Consider the following 16,284-nt stretch of genomic DNA (forward strand, 5'->3'; position numbering starts at 1 on the left):
ACCTCGATGGCGAGGATCCGACGTCCGGCCGTACTCCCCCAGCGGTTGATGCTGAGCGCGTCATAGGCCCCACCACCCCACCACGACGACGCCGGTCCACACCAGCGCGCGCGGCGCGGTCAACCGTGGCGTGGCGCCCAGCTCCCCGGTCTCGATGAGCAGGATCAATGCCGGCGACCCACGCCACCCAGAAGCCGCCGACGTCGATCAGGAACGCGGCCGCCCGCTCAGCGGGCTCGGCGACGGCGAACGACGTCCATCGCGCACGCCGGGTCAGCACGGTGCGGTGGTCACCCGTCGTCGCGCGCGAACCGCCATGCGGCGGGCAGCAGTGCGGCGGCCGCCGCGGCCTTGATCAGATCGCCCACGACGAACACACCGGCGCCGGCGATGAGCGCCTCGCGCAGCGGCATGCCGGTGACATGCATCAGCCACGGCACCCCGAACAGGTAGATCACGAGCGACCCGACCGCGAACGCCACGGCCGCACCTGGCACCCTGCGGTCCAGGCCGCGGCGCGCGAGTGCCCCGACGACCGCACTGGCGGCGATGAAGCCGACCAGGTACCCGCCCGTCGCGCCGGTGAAGTAGGCCCAGCCCGACTCCCAGCCGGTGAACACGGGCAGGCCCGCGATGCCGACGGCGACGTACAGCGCCTGCGCGAGGCTGCCGCGCAGCGGTCCCAGCCCTGCGGCACCGAGCAGGACGGCGAACGTCGAGCCGGTGATCGGCACCGGGGAGAGCGGCTCGATCGGGATGCGTACCTGTGCGGCGAGCGCGGTGAGCGCAGCGACCGCGACGACCAGTGCGACGTCCCGCACCAGGTCACCCGGCATGAGGTCGGCGAGCACCCTGCGGTGGCCCAGCGGCAGTGAGGCGGATGTCATCACACAGCTCCTTGATCGTCCCGCTGCGACTCGATCGTCACCAGCAGGTCTCCTTCGAGGACGGTGTCGCCGACCGCGACGCCCACGACGGCAACGCGTCCCGCGGCGGCCGCCAGCACGGGGATCTCCATCTTCATCGATTCCAGTACCACCAGCGCCTGGTCGGCCGTGACCACGTCACCAACCGCCACCTCGACACGGACGACGCTCGCGGCGATGTCGGCCGTGATGTCTCGGGTCATGGGGCCGCCGTGGTGCCGCGACGCCAGCGGTCCAGTGCGGCCGCGAGGCGCGTCGTGACCGGCGCCTGTCGTGGCAGGTCGTGGTCGTCGAGGCGCGTCAGCGCGTGCACGGGGCGGACCGCTGAGCAGGTGAGCACCTCGTCGGCGGCCAGCACATCGTCGCGCGTGTAGTCCCCGGTGCGGCAGGTCACACCGGCCGCGACCGCCACCTCGAGGATGCTGCGTCGGCTGATCGAGTCGACCAGGCCCAGGTCGAGCGCGGGCGCGACCAGCTCACCGTCGCGCATCCACATGACGGTGAATGTCGGGCCCTCCAGCACCAGGCCCTCGAGTGATATCAGCAGCGCGTCGTCGCCACCGGCTCGTTGTGCCGCCCGGGAGGCCGCCATGTTGGGGCCATAGGACATCGTCTTGGCCGCCGCCGGCCCGTACGTCCCCAGCGGGCGGATCCACGGAGCCGGCTGGCACACCAGGTGGTCCAGCGTCGCACGGGCGGGCGGGTCGGCGAGCGCCACGATGCGCGTGCCGCTGCCTGTCACGAAGATCCGCAGCGCGCCGTCGCCCGTCTGGTCCTGGAGCACCTGAGCCAGGTCGCCGCGGATGGGGTCCACCGGTGCGGGGGGCAGCCCGATCGCGGCGAGCGTGCGGTCGAGCCGCTGCAGATGGTCGGCGACCCGGAATGGCCGGCCATCCCACACGCCGATGGTCTCGAACCCGCCGTCACCCCGTGCGACGCCCGCGTCGGTGATCGGCAGCGCCGCCTGGTCCAACGGCGCGGCCACACCGTCGACGAGTGCGATCTGTGTGACCATCACCTCTCCTCGTACACGCCGCCCGCGGCGACCGCGGGAATCACGGCGTGGAGACGCCACGCGACACCAGCGGCCGACAGCCGACCGATGACCCTGCCGCAAGCCTAGAGCACGGACGATCAGTCAGGCAGGGTGATGCCGCTGGCGCTGGTGGGGGGCTGGACGGGCCCCGCGGACGACTCGAAGCCCTCCCACCACACGGCGCGCCGCGGGTGGAAGATCAGCCCGCCGTCGACGTGGCCGCGCAGCAGCACGCCGACCTTCGCCGACGGGCGTGGCTCGTGGTGGGCGTCGACCACGATGCACGCTGGCGTCTGCTCGTCGGGGACCGCACCGACGCCGAGGTCGAGGGCGAAGCCGGCGTTCCAGACGGCCGGCTGGACGGTCAGGGCGTCACCACGCTGCATCGCGAGGGTGACCCGACGCGTACCGGTGACGGCGCGTCGGACCCCGGCGGGCAGCTCGGACGGCAGAAGCGGCCCGACTCCGGTGCGACGCTGGGGAGCCAGCCGGCTGCGTGCCCGGTCGACGCGGACGCGGATGAGCACGCGGCTCTGCGGCATCCACCGCCCCGGCAGCTGCGGCACGTCAGAAACGTAGCCGACGAGTGCCGCGCGATGGGTGACCGCCATCGCGGCCAGTGCCGCCGAGATCGTCGGCGCGTGCAGCGCGAGCCCGATCGGATCGGACAGGTCGTAGATGCGCCCGGTACCGTCGACCGCGACGCCAGGCAGGGCCGGGTCGCCGGACTCGATCCACAGGGCGCACCGCGGGTCGCGACGCAACGCGGCGACCTTGGCCGCCCGGCGTGAGGTCGTCATCCACAACCCGCCGCCGTCAGACCAGCAGGCCATCGGTGTCATCGACGGGCCGTCGGAGACCCGGTAGGCGACCAGGCACCGGGTCGCCTGTGCGAGCAGCGTGTCGGAGGCAGCCATCGCGTCGCTTCCTGCCCAGCCCCTTCAGCAGCCATGCACGGAAGGCCCCGCCCACGCGGGGCGGCGTCATCCTGCGCACCCGTCGCGGGCCGTGCTCACCCCGACGTGGCACGATCGTACAGGCCAGGCCCGGCAGGGCCTCCCACCCACGCAGGAGCCGACCATGGCATTCGTCGCGATCAACGTACTGACCGTCCCCGCCGAGCGGCGCGAGGTGCTCGAGCAGCGCTTCGCACGCAGGGCCGGCGAGGTCGACCGCACGCCGGGCTTCCAGGCGTTCGAGCTGCTCCGGCCGGTCGAGGGCGAGGACCGGTACCTCGTCTACACGCGGTGGGACTCGCAGGAGGCCTTCACGGCGTGGACCGAGTCGCAGGCGTTCGGCAGGGGGCACGCACAGCAGCGTGCCGACGGGCCGGCCGCCTCCGGTGGCGAGCTGTGGACGTTCGAGGTCGCCGAGCGCAGCGAGCGCCCGGCAGACCAGAGGTGACGAGCGGTCACTGGGTCCTGCACCTCGACGCCGACCTCGACGAGGTCGAACGACACTGGGCCGAGCTGTCGGACGCGGGGATGGTCGGCGCGGCGGAGGTCGACGGCCGGGCGGCCGTGTACTTCACCGAGCGCCTCGAGGACCTGGCAGTGGCCGGCCGGTGGGAGCACCTCGCCGCCCGTGACTGGCAAGAGTGCTGGCGTGCAGGGCTGGCACCCGTGCGGGCAGGGAGGTGGACCCTCACGCCGTCCTGGCTGGCGACCGGTGCGGCGGACGAGCTCGTGCTCGACCCGGGCCAGGCGTTCGGCACCGGCCATCACGAGACGACCGCCGTCTGCCTGGAGGCACTCGACGCGATCCCGCTGGAGGGCAGGACCGTGCTCGACCTCGGGACCGGCAGCGGGGTGCTGGCCATCGCGGCGGCGCTGGCGGGCGCCACCGTCACCGCGGTCGACACCGACCCGCTCGCGGTCGAGGCTGCGACCGGCAACGCCGCGCGCAACGGAGCGCGGGTGACGGTCGCCCACGGCAGCGTCGGCGTGGTGGCCGGCCGCACGTTCGACGTCGTGGTCGCCAACCTCGACAGCGCCACGCTGGCCAGGTTGGCGCCGGCGCTGCGCGAGGTCCTGGCGTCCGACGGCACCCTGGTCGCCAGCGGGGTCGGCAATGAGCGGTCCCACGAGGTCCGCACGGCGCTCGAGCACGTCGGGCTGGAGGTGGTCGCGACTGCCGGCGACGAGTGGACGCTGCTGCGGGCCGTGCGGGCGGAGCTGTGAGCACGGACGCCCGCTCGGACACCGCGGTCGAGGTGGTGCTCGACGGCTTCGCCCACGGCGGCGCCGCTGTCGGGCGACTTCCCGACGGACGGGCCTGCTTCGTCGACTACGGCGTCCCTGGCGAGCGGGTCACCGTCCGGATCACCGAGCAGCGACGGCGGTGGGCGCGGGGGACGGTCGTCGAGGTGCTCGACCCGTCGCCGGACCGGGTGGCGCCGCCGTGCCCGCTCTTCGGTCCCGACAAGTGCGGCGGGTGCAGCACGCAGCACATCGCGGTGCCGCGCCAGGCGGAGCTTCTGGGAACCGTGATCGCCGACCAACTGCGACGCATCGGCGGCCTCGAGCCGCCCGATGGGACCGTCGAGGTCATCACCCCCCACAGCCCGGACGGCCTCGGCTACCGCAACCGCGCCCGGTTCGCGGTGACCGACGACGGGCGGCTGGGCTTTCGCCGGGCCCGCAGCCACGACCCGATCGCCGTGGACGACTGCCCGCTGCTCGTCCCCGCGGCACGATCCGCGCTGCGCGAGATGGCGCAGGGGTGGTACGGGGTGTCGGAGGTCAGGCTGCAGGCTGGCACCGCCGGGGACACCGCGCTGGCGGTCACGACGACCGGGCGTGACACGCGGGTGCCGTCACACCTGCCGGCAACGCTGCCGCGCCGGGACCGCAGAGCACGGCCGGACGACCGCGCCCGGGTCCGCCAGGACGTGGCCGGCCACACGTTCGTGGTGAGTGCGTCCAGCTTCTTCCAGGCCAGCACCGCGGCGGCCGAGGTGCTGGTCGGTCTCGTCCGCGAGCTCACGCCCGTCGCCGCGGGCAGCCACGTCGTGGACTGCTACGCGGGCGTCGGGCTGTTCTCGGTCGCGTTGGCGTCCGAAGGCGTCCGCGTCACGGCGATCGAGTCGGACGTCGGCGCCTGCGCCGACGCCCGGATCAACGCCGCCGGCCTGCCGGTCGACGGCCACCGCGCCGACGTGGCGGCACCGCCAGCCGTCGACGTCCCGATCGACGCGGTGGTGCTCGATCCACCGCGGACCGGCGCCGGGCGGGTGGTGACCGACTGGATCGCCGGACTCGCGCCGCATCGCGTGACCTACGTGTCGTGCGATCCGGCGACGTTCGCACGCGACGCCCGGGCCCTGACCGACCACGGCATGAGCCTGGAGAAGCTGGTCGGAGTCGACCAGTTCACCCACACCGGCCGGGTGGAGCTGGTTGCAGGGTTCCGCACGCCGTGATCGTCCGGTGGTGGCTGGCCGTCCTCGCGCTCGCAGCGTTGCTGGGTGCGGTCCTCCAGCCGGCCGCGGTGGCCAGCGCGCGTCCGGTGCCGCTGGACCTGCCGCCCCCGCCGGTGACCCGTCCCCGCGCCACGGCCCGGGCACCCACGCATCCGGGTCTGGACAACCTGCTGGCGCGCCTGCAGCGCTCCCCCAGACCCGCCCCCGGGGTTCCGTCGCGCTGGCGGTCACCGCCGGTGACGGGGCGATGTTGGCGGAGTGACGGGCGCGCAGGCCGATGCTGCCCGCCTCGACGCCCAAGCTCGTGACCGCGGCTGCCGGGCTGCGCATCCTCGGCGCGGACCACAGGTTCGTGACCTGCGTCTACGCGACCCGCGCACCCGACGCGTCCGGCGTCGTCGACGGCGACCTCGTCATCGTCGGCGGCGGCGATCCGGCTTGTCCATCCTGACCTACGGTAGCCGGGTGAGCATGACCCGACCCGCCACACCGTTGCGCCGCCTGGCCGTGCGCACGGAACGTGGCGGGGTGGCGCGGGTCACCGGCCGGGTGCTCGCCGACGCGTCGGTCCTGGCCGACGAGCCGCTGGCCGGCGGCTGGCGGAACAGCTATCTGACGAGCCTGAACGCCACACGCGTGTCGGGCCTGACCGTCGATGCGGGCCTGCGGTTGTTCCGTCGCGACGGGCAGCTGCACGGCGCACAGCCGCCGATCCGGCGCGGAGGACCGCACACGAGCTCGACCGCCTGCTCGACCGACGCGGCGTCCGCATCACCGGTGCGCCGGCCGTCGGGCGGCTGCCGCGGGGTGCCGTCGAGGTCGCCCGCATCGCCAGCCCCCCACTGTCGGAGCTGCTCGCGCACACCCTGCGGTTTAGCGACAACCACCTGGCGGATGGCATCTTCCGCATGCTCGGTGCGGCGATCGGCGACCCCACCTGGGGCGGCAGCGCGGACGCCGCGCGGGCGGCCCTGGCGGACGTCGGCGTCGCCTGGCGTGGCCTGCGCCTGGCGGACGGCTCGGGCCTGTCCCGCCGCAACCGCCTGTCCGCGAAGGCGCTGGTGGAGGTGCTCGCGGCCATGGCCGACGGACCGTTGCGCCGTCGGTGGCTGCGGCTGCTGCCCGTCGCGGGCCGGACCGGGACGGTGGCCGGCCGCCTGACCGGCACACAGGCCCGGTCGGGTGCACGCCAAGACGGGAACGCTGCACGACGTGCGTGCGCTCGCGGCCACCGTGCCCAGTCGCGGCGGGCACGACCACCACATCGCCATCCTCGTCAACGAGGTCCCGACCTACGACGACGCTGTCGCCGCCCGACGGCTCGCTGACGTCCTCCCGCTCGCCGTCGTCGCCGCGGACGACGGTTGCCTCGGACCGGTCCGCGCCCCAGATGGCACCGACCGCCGGCCGCCCGAGCACCACATCTGCGGGGAGCCGGGACCTACGCGCTCGCGCGCCACGGTCGTCACGCGGGCCGTAGGGGAGGGCCTCGACCGCCCTGGAGAACGAGAGAGCCGCAGGTGATGCGGCGGAGGGGTCGTTCGTTGGCATCACCTGCGGCGGGTCCGCTTGCGCAGACATCGGGAAGTATGTCGCAGCCCGAGATCTTTAGCAAACATTAGCGACGACCAGGGTTGAATCGTTGGATCGGGACCATGCACGAACCCGCGACGCTGGGATGGGCTGGCTTTACGGACTGGTGGACGCACGGTTGAATGGGCGTCAGCGGAAGGGAGGCCGCCAGCGGATGGCGCGCCACGTACCTGAGCTCCTCACGCTGCATCAGGCCGCTGAGCGGCTCAACGTGCACTACATGACCGCGTACCGGTGGGTGCGCAAAGGTGAGCTGCCCGCGTACAAGACCGGAGGACGACTTCGCGTCCGTCTGGCCGACGTCGAGCGCTTCCTCACCGAGCGGCGGCTCGACGTCGCCATGAGCATCGTGTCCACCAACCAGACCGATTGGGACCGCCACGTCGACCGCCTGGTCGCGCACCTGCTGGCGGGCGATGACCGAAGCGCCCACGCGGACGTGCAGAAGGTGATCTCGGACGGCGCCACCGCGGGCAACGCCTACGTCCGCCTCATCACACCGGCACTGCACCGCGTCGGCACGGCGTGGGAGCACGGCGAGATCACGGTCGCCGAGGAGCACCGTGCCAGCCAGATCTGCGTCTCGATCGTGGCGCAGCTCAGCGACATGTTCCGGCGCAGCGGTGCCCCACGCGGGACCGCGGTGACCCTGACCCCGCCCGACGAGCGGCACGCGCTGGCCTCTGCGATGGTGGCCGACTTCCTGCGTGGCGCGGGGTTCACCGTCCATCACCTCGGCTCGGGCGTGCCAGCGAGCGACCTGGCGATCTTCCTGAAGGTTGTCCCCGCCGACCTGATCTGCTTCTCCATCACCCAGTCCATCCCGATCGAGGAGTACCACGAGCTGATGCGCGCCTGCCAGGAGGCCAACCCCGAGACGGCTGTGATCTTCGGTGGCCAGGGCGTCGATGAGGAGGCGGCAACCGCGGTCGGCGCGACGGTCCTGGTCGACATGGCCGGCCTCGCCGTGCACATCGAACAGCTCTGACCGACCCTGCTGGTGCGGGCGTTTGGGCGCACCGCCGGGTCGCAACGATGACTCGGTAGGACGCGCTCCCGGGGCGTCGCACGAGCACACGCATGAGCAGAACGGACGCAACGTGCAGCGGATGGCGGTCCTCACGAGCGGCGGAGACGCGCCGGGCATGAATGCGGCGATCCGTGCAGTCGTCCGGTCAGCGGACGCCCGCGGCGTCGAGGTCTACGGCGTCCACCGGGGGTTCGAGGGCCTCATCGACGGACGCATGACGTTCCTGAGCGCCCGCAGCGTGTCCGGCATCCTGCACCTCGGTGGCACGATGCTCGGCTCGGCACGGTCGGAGCGGTTCCTGACCGTCGAGGGACGGCGCAAAGCCATCCGGCAGCTCGAGGCCCACCAGATCGAGGGGCTGATCATCATCGGCGGCGACGGCTCGTTCCGCGGCGCGGATGCGTTGTCGCGCGAGAGCGGGATCGCCGTCGTCGGCGTGCCGGGCACGATCGACAACGACCTGTCGGGGTCCGACTTCACGCTCGGCTTCGACACCGCGGTCAACACCGCGCTCGAGGCAATCGACCGCCTCCGCGACACCGCGGCCAGTCATCAGCGGGCGTTCTTCATCGAGGTCATGGGCCGGGCCAGCGGGTGGATCGCACTGTGCTCGGCGATCGCCGGCGGCGCGACCGAGGTGCTGGTGCCCGAGCGCCCGACCGACATCGACGAGCTGCAGGACCGCATCCATCAGGCGTTCGCGATGGGCAAGCAGTACTGCCTCGTGGTCGTCGCCGAGGGTGACGACGCGGGCGGCGCCTTCGAGGTCGCACAACGGTGCGGCGAGGGGCTCTCCACGCTGAGCCACCGCGTGACGACGCTCGGACACGTGCAACGCGGCGGCCCCCCGTCGATGCGTGACCGCATCCTCGCCGCCCGGCTGGGTGACGCCGCCGTCTCGGCGTTGCTCGACGGCGAGGACCGGGTGATGGTCGGCGAGATCCACATGGAGCTTGTGCGCATGCCGCTCGAGGAGGCCTGGAGCACCGTGCACCACATGCCTGCGGACCTGCTGGACCTCATGGACCGCCTGGCACGCTGACGGTGCGGCGAGCGGCGCGCTCATCTGGAGAGAGCTTCGAGCCGCGCCTCGAGATCGGCACGCGGGACCGCGCCCAGGACCCGTTCACCGGTGCCCGCCTCGGCGTCGATGAAGAACCATGCGGGCTGGGCGACCACACCGAACTGCCGCCAGACCTCGCCGTCGACGTCAGCGATGGTGACCATGTCCTCCAGGCCGTGGCGCGCCACGAAGTCCTGCATGGCCGGGGGCTGGTCCCGGCTCGCGACGCCGATGATCTCGACCCTGTGGTCGTACTGTTGCACCACCTGTGCAACCTCGGGAGCCTCCCGATTGCACGTCGTTCACCAGGGCGCCCAGAACCAGAGCGCGAGGTCGTCCCCGGCATACTCGGCACCGTCGAGGCTCGTGCCGTCCACGAGCGTCACGGTGCCGAACGGCGCGGCGGGACCCGCCGACGGTCCGTCCGTGCCGACAGGTTCCGACCGCACCGTGCCGGCGGAGCCTGCGCTGCCGGTGCTGGACCCGTCGACGGTCGTGTCGACCGTCGCCGACCCCCCGCAGCCGGCCACGAACGCCCCGACGACCAGGAGCAACAGCACTCTTCGCACGTCCCCAAGGATATCGACCCGCTGGACCCACCGTGCCGAGCGGGACCGGAACCCTGAGGAGCGCGCCCTGGGGCCTCCCGTTGACACTGACTGACCGGTCGGTTAGTCTCGTTCTCAGTCGCCGTGTGGGGAGCCCGACCGATGAGCAGAGGCAGCCTGTCCAACGACGAGATGCGGGAGCGCATCGCCGCCGGACGCCTGGTCGAGGGCGTCGAGCACGCGTCGGAGGACTACCTCAAGGCGCTCGAGCGGACGCTGATCGTCTCCGCGGACACCGAGCTCATCAGCGCCCCCTCGTACCTGGGCGCGGCCTCCGCCGCCCCGAACGCGTCCAGCTACATGTCGATCGTCTCGATCATCCAGGACGAGGTCGGGCATGCCCACATCGCCTACCGCATGCTGCGCGACCTTGGCGTCGACGTCGACGAGCTCGTCTACGGGCGTCAGCCCCACGAGTTCAAGCACCCCTACGCCTTCGACGTGCCACTCGAGACCTGGCCCGAGATGATCGTGGCCAACGCGTTCTACGACCGTGCCGGCTTCGTGCTGCTGTCCGACGTGTTCGAGCACACGACGTTCGCGCCATGGAAGCGGGCGCTGGTCAAGGTCGACCGCGAGGAGACGTTCCACCTCCGCCACGGCGAGCGGTGGATCGCCAAGCTCTCGCGGGACGACGACGCGAAGCGCAGCATCCAGCAAGCTATGGACTGGATGTTCATCCTCACGCTGGAGTGGTTCGGTCTGCCCGACGCGTTGAAGCGCCACACCGACCAGGTCGGCTACAGGCTGAAGGGCAAGACCAACGACGAGCTGCGCCAGACGTGGATGTCTGCGGTCGTGCCGTTCTGCATCGAGCACGGCTTCGACGTGCCCGCCCACTTCGACGCCGAGGCGGACCGGTACGTGATCGACTGCGCCTTCCCGATGGACTTCGACCCCGAGGCCAAGCAGTGGGACCACGCGAAGGGCGAGATCACCTGGGAGGAGGTCATGACCCGGTGGCGTGGCCGAGGCCCGGCCAACGAGCGGTTCGTCCGGCAGCTCCAGCGCGGCGTCGACCAGCTGTCGCGGGCGGCGTAGGCGATGACGGCGGACATGCTGCGTGACCGGGCGGTCGGGCACTGCGACGGATCGGTCGACCGCCCCACAGTGTGGTCCGCGCTCGAACGGGTCGAGGATCCCGAACTACCGCTTTCGATCGTGGATCTTGGCCTGGTCCGCCGCCTCGACATCGCGGACGGCGTGGTGGTCGTGGGGCTGACCTACACGTCGCTGGCGTGCCCGTGCGTCGAGATGATCCGCGAGGACGTCGAGGCGGCGGTCCGCACGGTGTCCGGCGTGCGGTCCGTGCGAGTCGACGACGTCCTCGAACCGTGGTCGCGCAACGACGTGACGCCCGAGGGACGCGAGCTGCTGCGCGCCGTGGCGGTGGTCTGAGATGGCGCTGCCAGGGCACGAGGGGATGCGCGCCTACGAGGTGTATGTCCGTCACGACAAGGAGCCGCAGCTGCACCAGGGGGGCGAGGTCCAGGCGCACAACGACGACGACGCGGTGATCTTCGCCCACACGCTGTACGACGAGCGCCGCTGGCAGGACATGTTCGTGGTACCCGCGTCCGCCGTTGTCCGCCTGATCGAGCCGGAGTAGCCAATGGAGTACCTGGTGTTCGGCAGGACCGAGTACGCCGAGCCGCTCGCGCTGGTCACCACCGTCGAGGCCGCGTCCACGCCGACTGTCGACTACCTGGGCATCGGCGGCGACTGGCTCGAGCTGACGCTCGTGCCTGCCGACGAGATCATCTGGATCCTGCGCGACGGCGTACCGGTCGGCGGCGATCTGAGGGTGCGGGCGAGCGCCAGCGAGCCGGAGGGCGGGGACCCCAGGGTGCGGGCGAGCGCCAGCGAGCCGGAGGGCGGGGACCCCAGGGTGCGGGCGAGCGCCAGCGAGCCGGAGGGCGGGGACCAGAGAGAGGCGCTGGCATGACGTCGCCGTACGCCGAGGCCACCCGCGAGGCCGCGGTCGACGACGGGATCGCCAACCTGATCGGGGTCGTGGCTGACAACAAGTACCACCTGGGGCGCTGGTTGTCGCAGTGGGCGGTGGGTGCACCCGGCCTCGAGAGCGCGGTTGCCGCGGCGGGCATCGCCCAAGGCCATTTGGGACAGGCCCGCGCGCTGTACCCACTGGTCGACGAGCTGATCGCCGGCGGGTTCGGCCGTCCCGACGAGGGCCGGACGCGCCGCTACAACATGTCCGCGCTCGACGACCCGTTCGAGACGTGGGCGCAGGCGGTCGCCACGATGTTCCTGGTCGATCCCGCACTCGACGTCGTGCTGCGTGCGCTGCACCCACCGTTGGAGGACCAGTCGCGCCGGCTGGACCGTGTGCTCGACGAGTCGCGCTTCAACATCGAGTTCGCCCGCGGCCGTCTGGTGGAGCTGACCCGACGGTGGGAGCACGGGCGCAGCCACCTGACCGGCCCGCTCGCGTCCGTGCTGCCCGAAGTGCTGTGCTGGTTCGGGCCCGCTGACGAGGAGGGAGTGCGCATCCTGCGGGAGGCGGGCGTGCTGTCGGCCGACGGCGCGGGCATGCGCAATGCGTACCTCGACATCGTCGCCCCCGTGCTGCTCGAGCTCGACTACCACGTCGGTGTGTCGGGGCGACCCGGCGACTGGACCTACGAGGAGCTGCCGTGGCAGGACTGGAACCCGCTCCAGCGCCGCCTGGAGACGACGGACTGACCTGCCCCTGGTGTGGCTCGGGCGACGTCGAGGAGATCGCGGCGTACGGCTCGCTGCTCATGACCGCGCAGTGGTACTGCAACGCGTGCCACAGCCCGTTCGAGCGGGTCCGCCACCGTGGCGCCGCCGACCGGGGGTCGCACGACGATGGGTGAACCACTGCGCATCCACACCGAGGACGCGGCCCGGTGGATCACGCTCGACCGGCCGGAGGTCCGCAACGCCCTCGACGTTGCCACGGGGGACGCGCTGGCCGCGGCGCTGATCGAGGCCGCGACCGACCACGACGTGCACGCGATCGTGCTGACCGGCACCGACCCCGCGTTCTCCGCCGGCGGCGACCTCGACCGGTTCGACGAGACCGACCACACGGCGTTCCGGTTCGCCAGCCACGAGCTCACGCAGGTCATCGGCCTCGCCGAGCGGATCGAGAAGCCGGTGGTCGCCGCGATCAACGGAGTCACCACGGGTGCCGGTGCGCAGCTGGCGCTCGCGTGCGACGTGCGGATCGCATCGCACCGGGCCCGCCTGCTGTGGCGCGAGGGGTACCTGGGCCTGCTGCCCAGCCACGGCGGCATCGCCCGTCTGGTCCAGCTGATCGGCCTGGGCCGGGCGCGCGACCTCGTGCTGGGTGGCTACGAGCTCGACGCCGCGGACGCGCACCGGTTCGGCCTGGTCAGCGAGGTCGTCGCCCACGATGTGCTACACGATCGCGTCCGGGCGCGTCTGGCCCTGATCGCGCGCCGCAGCCCTGACGCGTACGCCGTGACCAAGCGCGTGCTTGGGGCGGTTGGCGGCCTGCCCCTGGCGACCGGACAGGCGATCGAGACGCTCGGGCAGAGCCTGCTGGTGGGCACCGACGAGTTCGCCGACCGGCTGGAACGCGCCCGCGAACGCCGGTCAGGCGGCGCCGAGCAGGCGTAGCAGCCCGGCCTCGCAGCGGGCCCGGTAATGCTGGTGGGTGGTCCGCCAGTCGTCCTGCAGCCACGTGAGCAGCGTGCCCTCGATGTAGGCACGCATGGCTGCGGCCGCGTCGTCGACGCCATCGACGTCGAAGGCACCCCGCGCGACCCCCTCGGCGATGATCTCGGCATACAGGCCGTTGATGATCTCGTTGGTGACGGCCGACAGCTCGCCGAACGACGGCACCCGAGCGGCGTGCTCGACGAGGTCGAGGTACACCAGCGTGAACTCGTGGTTGCGCTCCGGGTCGACGAAGATCGCCTCGACCAGCGCTGCCACGGCCTCCGTCGGCTCGGACGTCGCGGCCAGGCGAGCGCGAATGCGGTCGGCGGTGCGCACGAGCGCCCAGCGCATGGTCGTCAGGAACAGCCGGTCCTTCGACTTGAAGTGGTACAGCACGAGGCCCTTGCTGACACCCGCCTCGTCGGCGATGTCCTGCAGCGACAGCCGGTGGCCACCCTGGCGGGACATCACCTTGTAGGCGCTGCGCACCAGCGCCTCCTCGCGCGGCGACAGCTCCGGGACGACCTCCGCTGCACTCATGACGTGCGCCTTCCTGTGGCACGCGCAGCGTGCCTGGTCGCGTTGGTTCGCGAGGCGAGATGGCCCCATCCGCGGTGGGTCGGTCGAGGATCCGGGCACACGCCGTAGAGGGGACCGCCGCTGCCAGCACTCATGCGCCCTCGTAGGCCGGGCGGCGCTTCTCGGTGAACGCCGTCATGCCCTCGTGCGCGTCGGCGGTCCCGAACAGCGGCGCCAGTTGCTGGAGCTCGCGCTGCAGTCCCTCGGCGAGCGGTAGGTCGACACCGTCGTGCACGGCCCGCTTGACGGCCGCCATCGCGAGGGGGGCGCCGGCCGCCAGCGTGCCGGCCAACTCGCCGACGACGTCGTCGATGTCGTGGGCCCGCACCAGGCGGTCGACCATGCCGAGCGCGTGCGCCTCGGCCGGGTCGACCGCGCGGCCGGTCAGCATGACGTCAAGCGCACGCCCCCGACCGATCAGGCGTGGCAGCCGCTGGGTGCCCCCGGTCCCCGGCAGCAGCCCCAGGGTGACCTCGGGGAGGCCGATGCGGTAGCCGCCCTCTGCGGCGACGCGGATGTCACACGCGAGCGCGATCTCGTAGCCGCCGCCGAGCGCGTGGCCCGCGATCTGGGCGATGAAGACGGGCGCCTCCGCGGCGAAGCGGTCGAAGACCTCATGGGCGCGACGGACCATCGCGTTGTTCGCGTCCGCGTCGCGATCCAGGAAGCCCTTGACGTCGGCCCCTGCGGAGAAGAAGCGCTCGTTGGCCGAGGCGACGACCGCGACGGGGGCGTGCTCGGCGACGACGACCCCGATGGCGTCGTCGAGCTCGTCGAGGAACGCGGGGTCGTAGCTGTTCGCCGGCGGCCGGTCCAGCGTGATTCGGCCGATGCCGTCCTCGACCGCTGCGGTCACTGCCATGCGCGCCTCCTCGCCTACGTCAGACCGCCGACGACGACGGACTTGGTCTCGACGTACTCCTCGAGCGCCTCGAGTCCGTGCTCCTTGCCGAGCCCGCTCATCTTGGTGCCGCCGAACGGCAACTCGTCGTAGCCGTAGTGCAGCTGGTTGACCCAGGTCACGCCAGCCTCCAGGTCGCGCATCGCGCGGTCGATCGCCGCCGCGTCGGTCGTCCAGATCGACGACCCCAGGCCGTAGGTGGTGTCGTTGGCGCGCGTGATCGCCTGGTCGAGGTCGTCGACGCGCCACACCGGCAGGACCGGTCCGAACACCTCCTCGGTCGCCAGCCGCGAGTCCGTGGGCGCGTCGACGACGACGGCGGGCTGGAAGAAGCTGCCCGGCCCGTCGATGGCCTCGCCGCCCACCAGGACCTTCGCACCCCGGTCGACCGCGTCGGCGAGCTGCGCGACGAGCACGTCGCGCTGCGCCGCCGTGTGCAGCGGCCCGATCGGCAGCTTGGGCTTCTCGGGCTTGGCGGTGCCGGGACCCGGCTCGTACCGGCCGACGCGCGCGACGAACTGGTCGAGGAAGTCGTCGTAGACATCGGTGTGGATGAACGCCCGCTTCGGCGCCAGGCACGCCTGCCCACAGTTCCAGTAGCGGCCGATCTGGATCATCTTGATCGCGCTGTCCAGGTCGGCATCGGGCAGGACGATCGTGGGATCCGAGCCACCCAGCTCGAGGCTGACGTGCTTGAGCGCAGGCCCGGCGGTCTCCATGATCCGCTGCCCGGTCGCGGTCTGGCCGGTGAAGGCGATGCGCCTCACGTCGGGGTGGGCCACGAGCGCGGACCCCGTGTCCGGGCCACCGGTCACCACGTTGAACACCCCCGCCGGCAGACCGGCGTCGGCGCTGAGCTCGGCGACCTGCAGCGTGGTGAGCGGCGTCGTCTGCGCGGGCTTGGCCACAACCGTGTTGCCGGCGGCCAGTGCGGGGCCCAGCTTGTTGGCCAGCAGGGTCAGCGGGAAGTTCCACGGGATGATCGCGCCGACGACGCCCAACGGCCGGCGGACGATCAGACCGTAGGCACGGCCGAACTGGCTGGGCAGGTCCTGGTAGCTGCCGCGGACCTTGGTCGCAGCCTCGGCGTAGTAGCGGAGGCCGGCGATGAAGTGGGCGAACTCGCCGTTGGCCTCGAGGATCGGCTTGCCCTGCTCCGCGACGAGGCTGGACACCAGCTCGGAGCGATGCTCCTGGAGTCGGTCGGCGAACGACCGGAGGAGGCCGGCGCGTTCGGTGGCGTCCGTCGCGCGCCAGGTCGCCGAGGCCTCCCGCGCCGCGCGCACGGCGCGATCCACGCCGTCGGCACCGGCTTCGGGCACCTCGTCGATCGGCTCATCGGTCGCGGGATCGGCAACGGTCAGACGACCGCCGTCACCCTCGGCGTGCTCGCCTGCGATCCACATGTCAGCCACGTCGAACTCCTTCGTCAGATGCCGGACGGCGGGCGTCGCGGAG

At 72.2% G+C, this 16,284-nt stretch carries 21 protein-coding genes and 1 pseudogene; 13 read left to right on the forward strand and 9 right to left on the reverse strand.

Annotated features, from left to right (window positions below; genetic code table 11):
• Nucleotides 1–290: 290 nt before the first annotated feature.
• The 4 genes from VK923_14590 to VK923_14605 all read right to left on the reverse strand — a co-directional run bounded on the left by VK923_14590 (nucleotide 291) and on the right by VK923_14605 (nucleotide 2,879).
• Nucleotides 291–887 (reverse strand): biotin transporter BioY, encoded by a 597-nt coding sequence (locus VK923_14590; protein HSJ45902.1) that lies wholly within the window; start codon nucleotides 885–887, stop codon nucleotides 291–293.
• Nucleotides 887–1,129 (reverse strand): acetyl-CoA carboxylase biotin carboxyl carrier protein subunit, encoded by a 243-nt coding sequence (locus VK923_14595; protein HSJ45903.1) that lies wholly within the window; start codon nucleotides 1,127–1,129, stop codon nucleotides 887–889. The genes VK923_14590 and VK923_14595 overlap by 1 nt, the downstream gene beginning before the upstream one ends.
• Nucleotides 1,126–1,941 carry an aminotransferase class IV gene (locus tag VK923_14600; protein ID HSJ45904.1) on the reverse strand — a complete coding sequence of 272 codons (816 nt, stop codon included), beginning with the start codon at nucleotides 1,939–1,941 and terminating at the stop codon, nucleotides 1,126–1,128. Before VK923_14600 ends, VK923_14595 begins: the two co-directional genes overlap by 4 nt.
• A gap of 119 nt (nucleotides 1,942–2,060) precedes the next feature.
• Nucleotides 2,061–2,879 (reverse strand): pyridoxamine 5'-phosphate oxidase family protein, encoded by an 819-nt coding sequence (locus VK923_14605; GenBank protein ID HSJ45905.1) that lies wholly within the window; start codon nucleotides 2,877–2,879, stop codon nucleotides 2,061–2,063.
• Nucleotides 2,880–3,042: 163 nt separating this feature from the next.
• On the opposite strand from VK923_14605, the gene VK923_14610 reads away from it, so the two are divergent.
• From VK923_14610 to pfkA, 7 genes are all read left to right on the forward strand, one after another.
• On the forward strand, nucleotides 3,043–3,366 hold the full coding sequence (locus VK923_14610; protein ID HSJ45906.1) for an antibiotic biosynthesis monooxygenase: 324 nt from the start codon (nucleotides 3,043–3,045) through the stop codon (nucleotides 3,364–3,366).
• Nucleotides 3,363–4,142, forward strand: a complete 780-nt coding sequence (locus tag VK923_14615) for a 50S ribosomal protein L11 methyltransferase (GenBank protein HSJ45907.1) — start codon at nucleotides 3,363–3,365, stop codon at nucleotides 4,140–4,142. Before VK923_14610 ends, VK923_14615 begins: the two co-directional genes overlap by 4 nt.
• Nucleotides 4,139–5,383 carry a class I SAM-dependent RNA methyltransferase gene (locus VK923_14620; protein ID HSJ45908.1) on the forward strand — a complete coding sequence of 415 codons (1,245 nt, stop codon included), beginning with the start codon at nucleotides 4,139–4,141 and terminating at the stop codon, nucleotides 5,381–5,383. The genes VK923_14615 and VK923_14620 overlap by 4 nt, the downstream gene beginning before the upstream one ends.
• A gap of 277 nt (nucleotides 5,384–5,660) precedes the next feature.
• Nucleotides 5,661–5,834: a D-alanyl-D-alanine carboxypeptidase gene (locus VK923_14625; GenBank protein ID HSJ45909.1), complete on the forward strand. Its 174-nt coding sequence runs from the start codon at nucleotides 5,661–5,663 to the stop codon at nucleotides 5,832–5,834.
• A 731-nt stretch (nucleotides 5,835–6,565) separates the two neighbouring features.
• A complete protein-coding gene (locus VK923_14630; GenBank protein ID HSJ45910.1) occupies nucleotides 6,566–6,907 on the forward strand; it encodes a hypothetical protein in 342 nt (113 codons plus the stop codon).
• A 223-nt stretch (nucleotides 6,908–7,130) separates the two neighbouring features.
• The gene (locus tag VK923_14635; protein ID HSJ45911.1) at nucleotides 7,131–7,964 is read left to right on the forward strand and encodes a helix-turn-helix domain-containing protein; all 834 of its coding nucleotides are present in this window, start codon (nucleotides 7,131–7,133) and stop codon (nucleotides 7,962–7,964) included.
• Between the two features lie 121 nt (nucleotides 7,965–8,085).
• Nucleotides 8,086–9,048: a 6-phosphofructokinase gene (gene pfkA, locus VK923_14640; GenBank protein ID HSJ45912.1), complete on the forward strand. Its 963-nt coding sequence runs from the start codon at nucleotides 8,086–8,088 to the stop codon at nucleotides 9,046–9,048.
• Between the two features lie 20 nt (nucleotides 9,049–9,068).
• Here pfkA and VK923_14645 read toward each other — a convergent pair.
• Nucleotides 9,069–9,356 (reverse strand): annotated as a pseudogene (locus VK923_14645) (redoxin domain-containing protein).
• Between the two features lie 15 nt (nucleotides 9,357–9,371).
• Entirely contained in the window at nucleotides 9,372–9,629 is a 258-nt protein-coding gene (locus VK923_14650) for a hypothetical protein (GenBank protein ID HSJ45913.1), read from the reverse strand.
• Nucleotides 9,630–9,779: 150 nt separating this feature from the next.
• Between VK923_14650 and VK923_14655 the strand changes: the two genes are divergently transcribed.
• From VK923_14655 to VK923_14680, 6 genes are all read left to right on the forward strand, one after another.
• Nucleotides 9,780–10,718 carry a Phenylacetic acid catabolic protein gene (locus tag VK923_14655; GenBank protein ID HSJ45914.1) on the forward strand — a complete coding sequence of 313 codons (939 nt, stop codon included), beginning with the start codon at nucleotides 9,780–9,782 and terminating at the stop codon, nucleotides 10,716–10,718.
• Between the two features lie 3 nt (nucleotides 10,719–10,721).
• On the forward strand, nucleotides 10,722–11,075 hold the full coding sequence (locus VK923_14660) for a metal-sulfur cluster assembly factor (protein ID HSJ45915.1): 354 nt from the start codon (nucleotides 10,722–10,724) through the stop codon (nucleotides 11,073–11,075).
• A 1-nt stretch (nucleotide 11,076) separates the two neighbouring features.
• A complete protein-coding gene (locus VK923_14665) occupies nucleotides 11,077–11,286 on the forward strand; it encodes a hypothetical protein (GenBank protein HSJ45916.1) in 210 nt (69 codons plus the stop codon).
• Between the two features lie 3 nt (nucleotides 11,287–11,289).
• Complete coding sequence (locus VK923_14670; protein ID HSJ45917.1) at nucleotides 11,290–11,622, forward strand: hypothetical protein; 333 nt, start codon at nucleotides 11,290–11,292, stop codon at nucleotides 11,620–11,622.
• A complete protein-coding gene (locus VK923_14675) occupies nucleotides 11,619–12,380 on the forward strand; it encodes a Phenylacetic acid catabolic protein (GenBank protein ID HSJ45918.1) in 762 nt (253 codons plus the stop codon). Before VK923_14670 ends, VK923_14675 begins: the two co-directional genes overlap by 4 nt.
• A gap of 147 nt (nucleotides 12,381–12,527) precedes the next feature.
• Nucleotides 12,528–13,304 (forward strand): enoyl-CoA hydratase/isomerase family protein, encoded by a 777-nt coding sequence (locus VK923_14680; protein ID HSJ45919.1) that lies wholly within the window; start codon nucleotides 12,528–12,530, stop codon nucleotides 13,302–13,304.
• Here the strand turns inward: VK923_14680 and VK923_14685 are convergent.
• The 3 genes from VK923_14685 to VK923_14695 form a co-directional block, all read right to left on the reverse strand.
• Nucleotides 13,281–13,886, reverse strand: a complete 606-nt coding sequence (locus VK923_14685) for a TetR family transcriptional regulator C-terminal domain-containing protein (GenBank protein ID HSJ45920.1) — start codon at nucleotides 13,884–13,886, stop codon at nucleotides 13,281–13,283. The two genes, VK923_14680 and VK923_14685, sit on opposite strands and share 24 nt — an antisense overlap.
• 130 nt (nucleotides 13,887–14,016) lie before the next feature.
• Nucleotides 14,017–14,787 carry an enoyl-CoA hydratase-related protein gene (locus VK923_14690; protein HSJ45921.1) on the reverse strand — a complete coding sequence of 257 codons (771 nt, stop codon included), beginning with the start codon at nucleotides 14,785–14,787 and terminating at the stop codon, nucleotides 14,017–14,019.
• A 14-nt stretch (nucleotides 14,788–14,801) separates the two neighbouring features.
• Nucleotides 14,802–16,232, reverse strand: coding sequence for an aldehyde dehydrogenase family protein (locus VK923_14695; protein HSJ45922.1), 1,431 nt, complete (start codon nucleotides 16,230–16,232; stop codon nucleotides 14,802–14,804).
• Between the last annotated feature and the right edge of the window lie 52 nt (nucleotides 16,233–16,284).

Source organism: Euzebyales bacterium (genome assembly GCA_035461305.1).
Classification (GTDB): domain Bacteria; phylum Actinomycetota; class Nitriliruptoria; order Euzebyales; family JAHELV01; genus JAHELV01.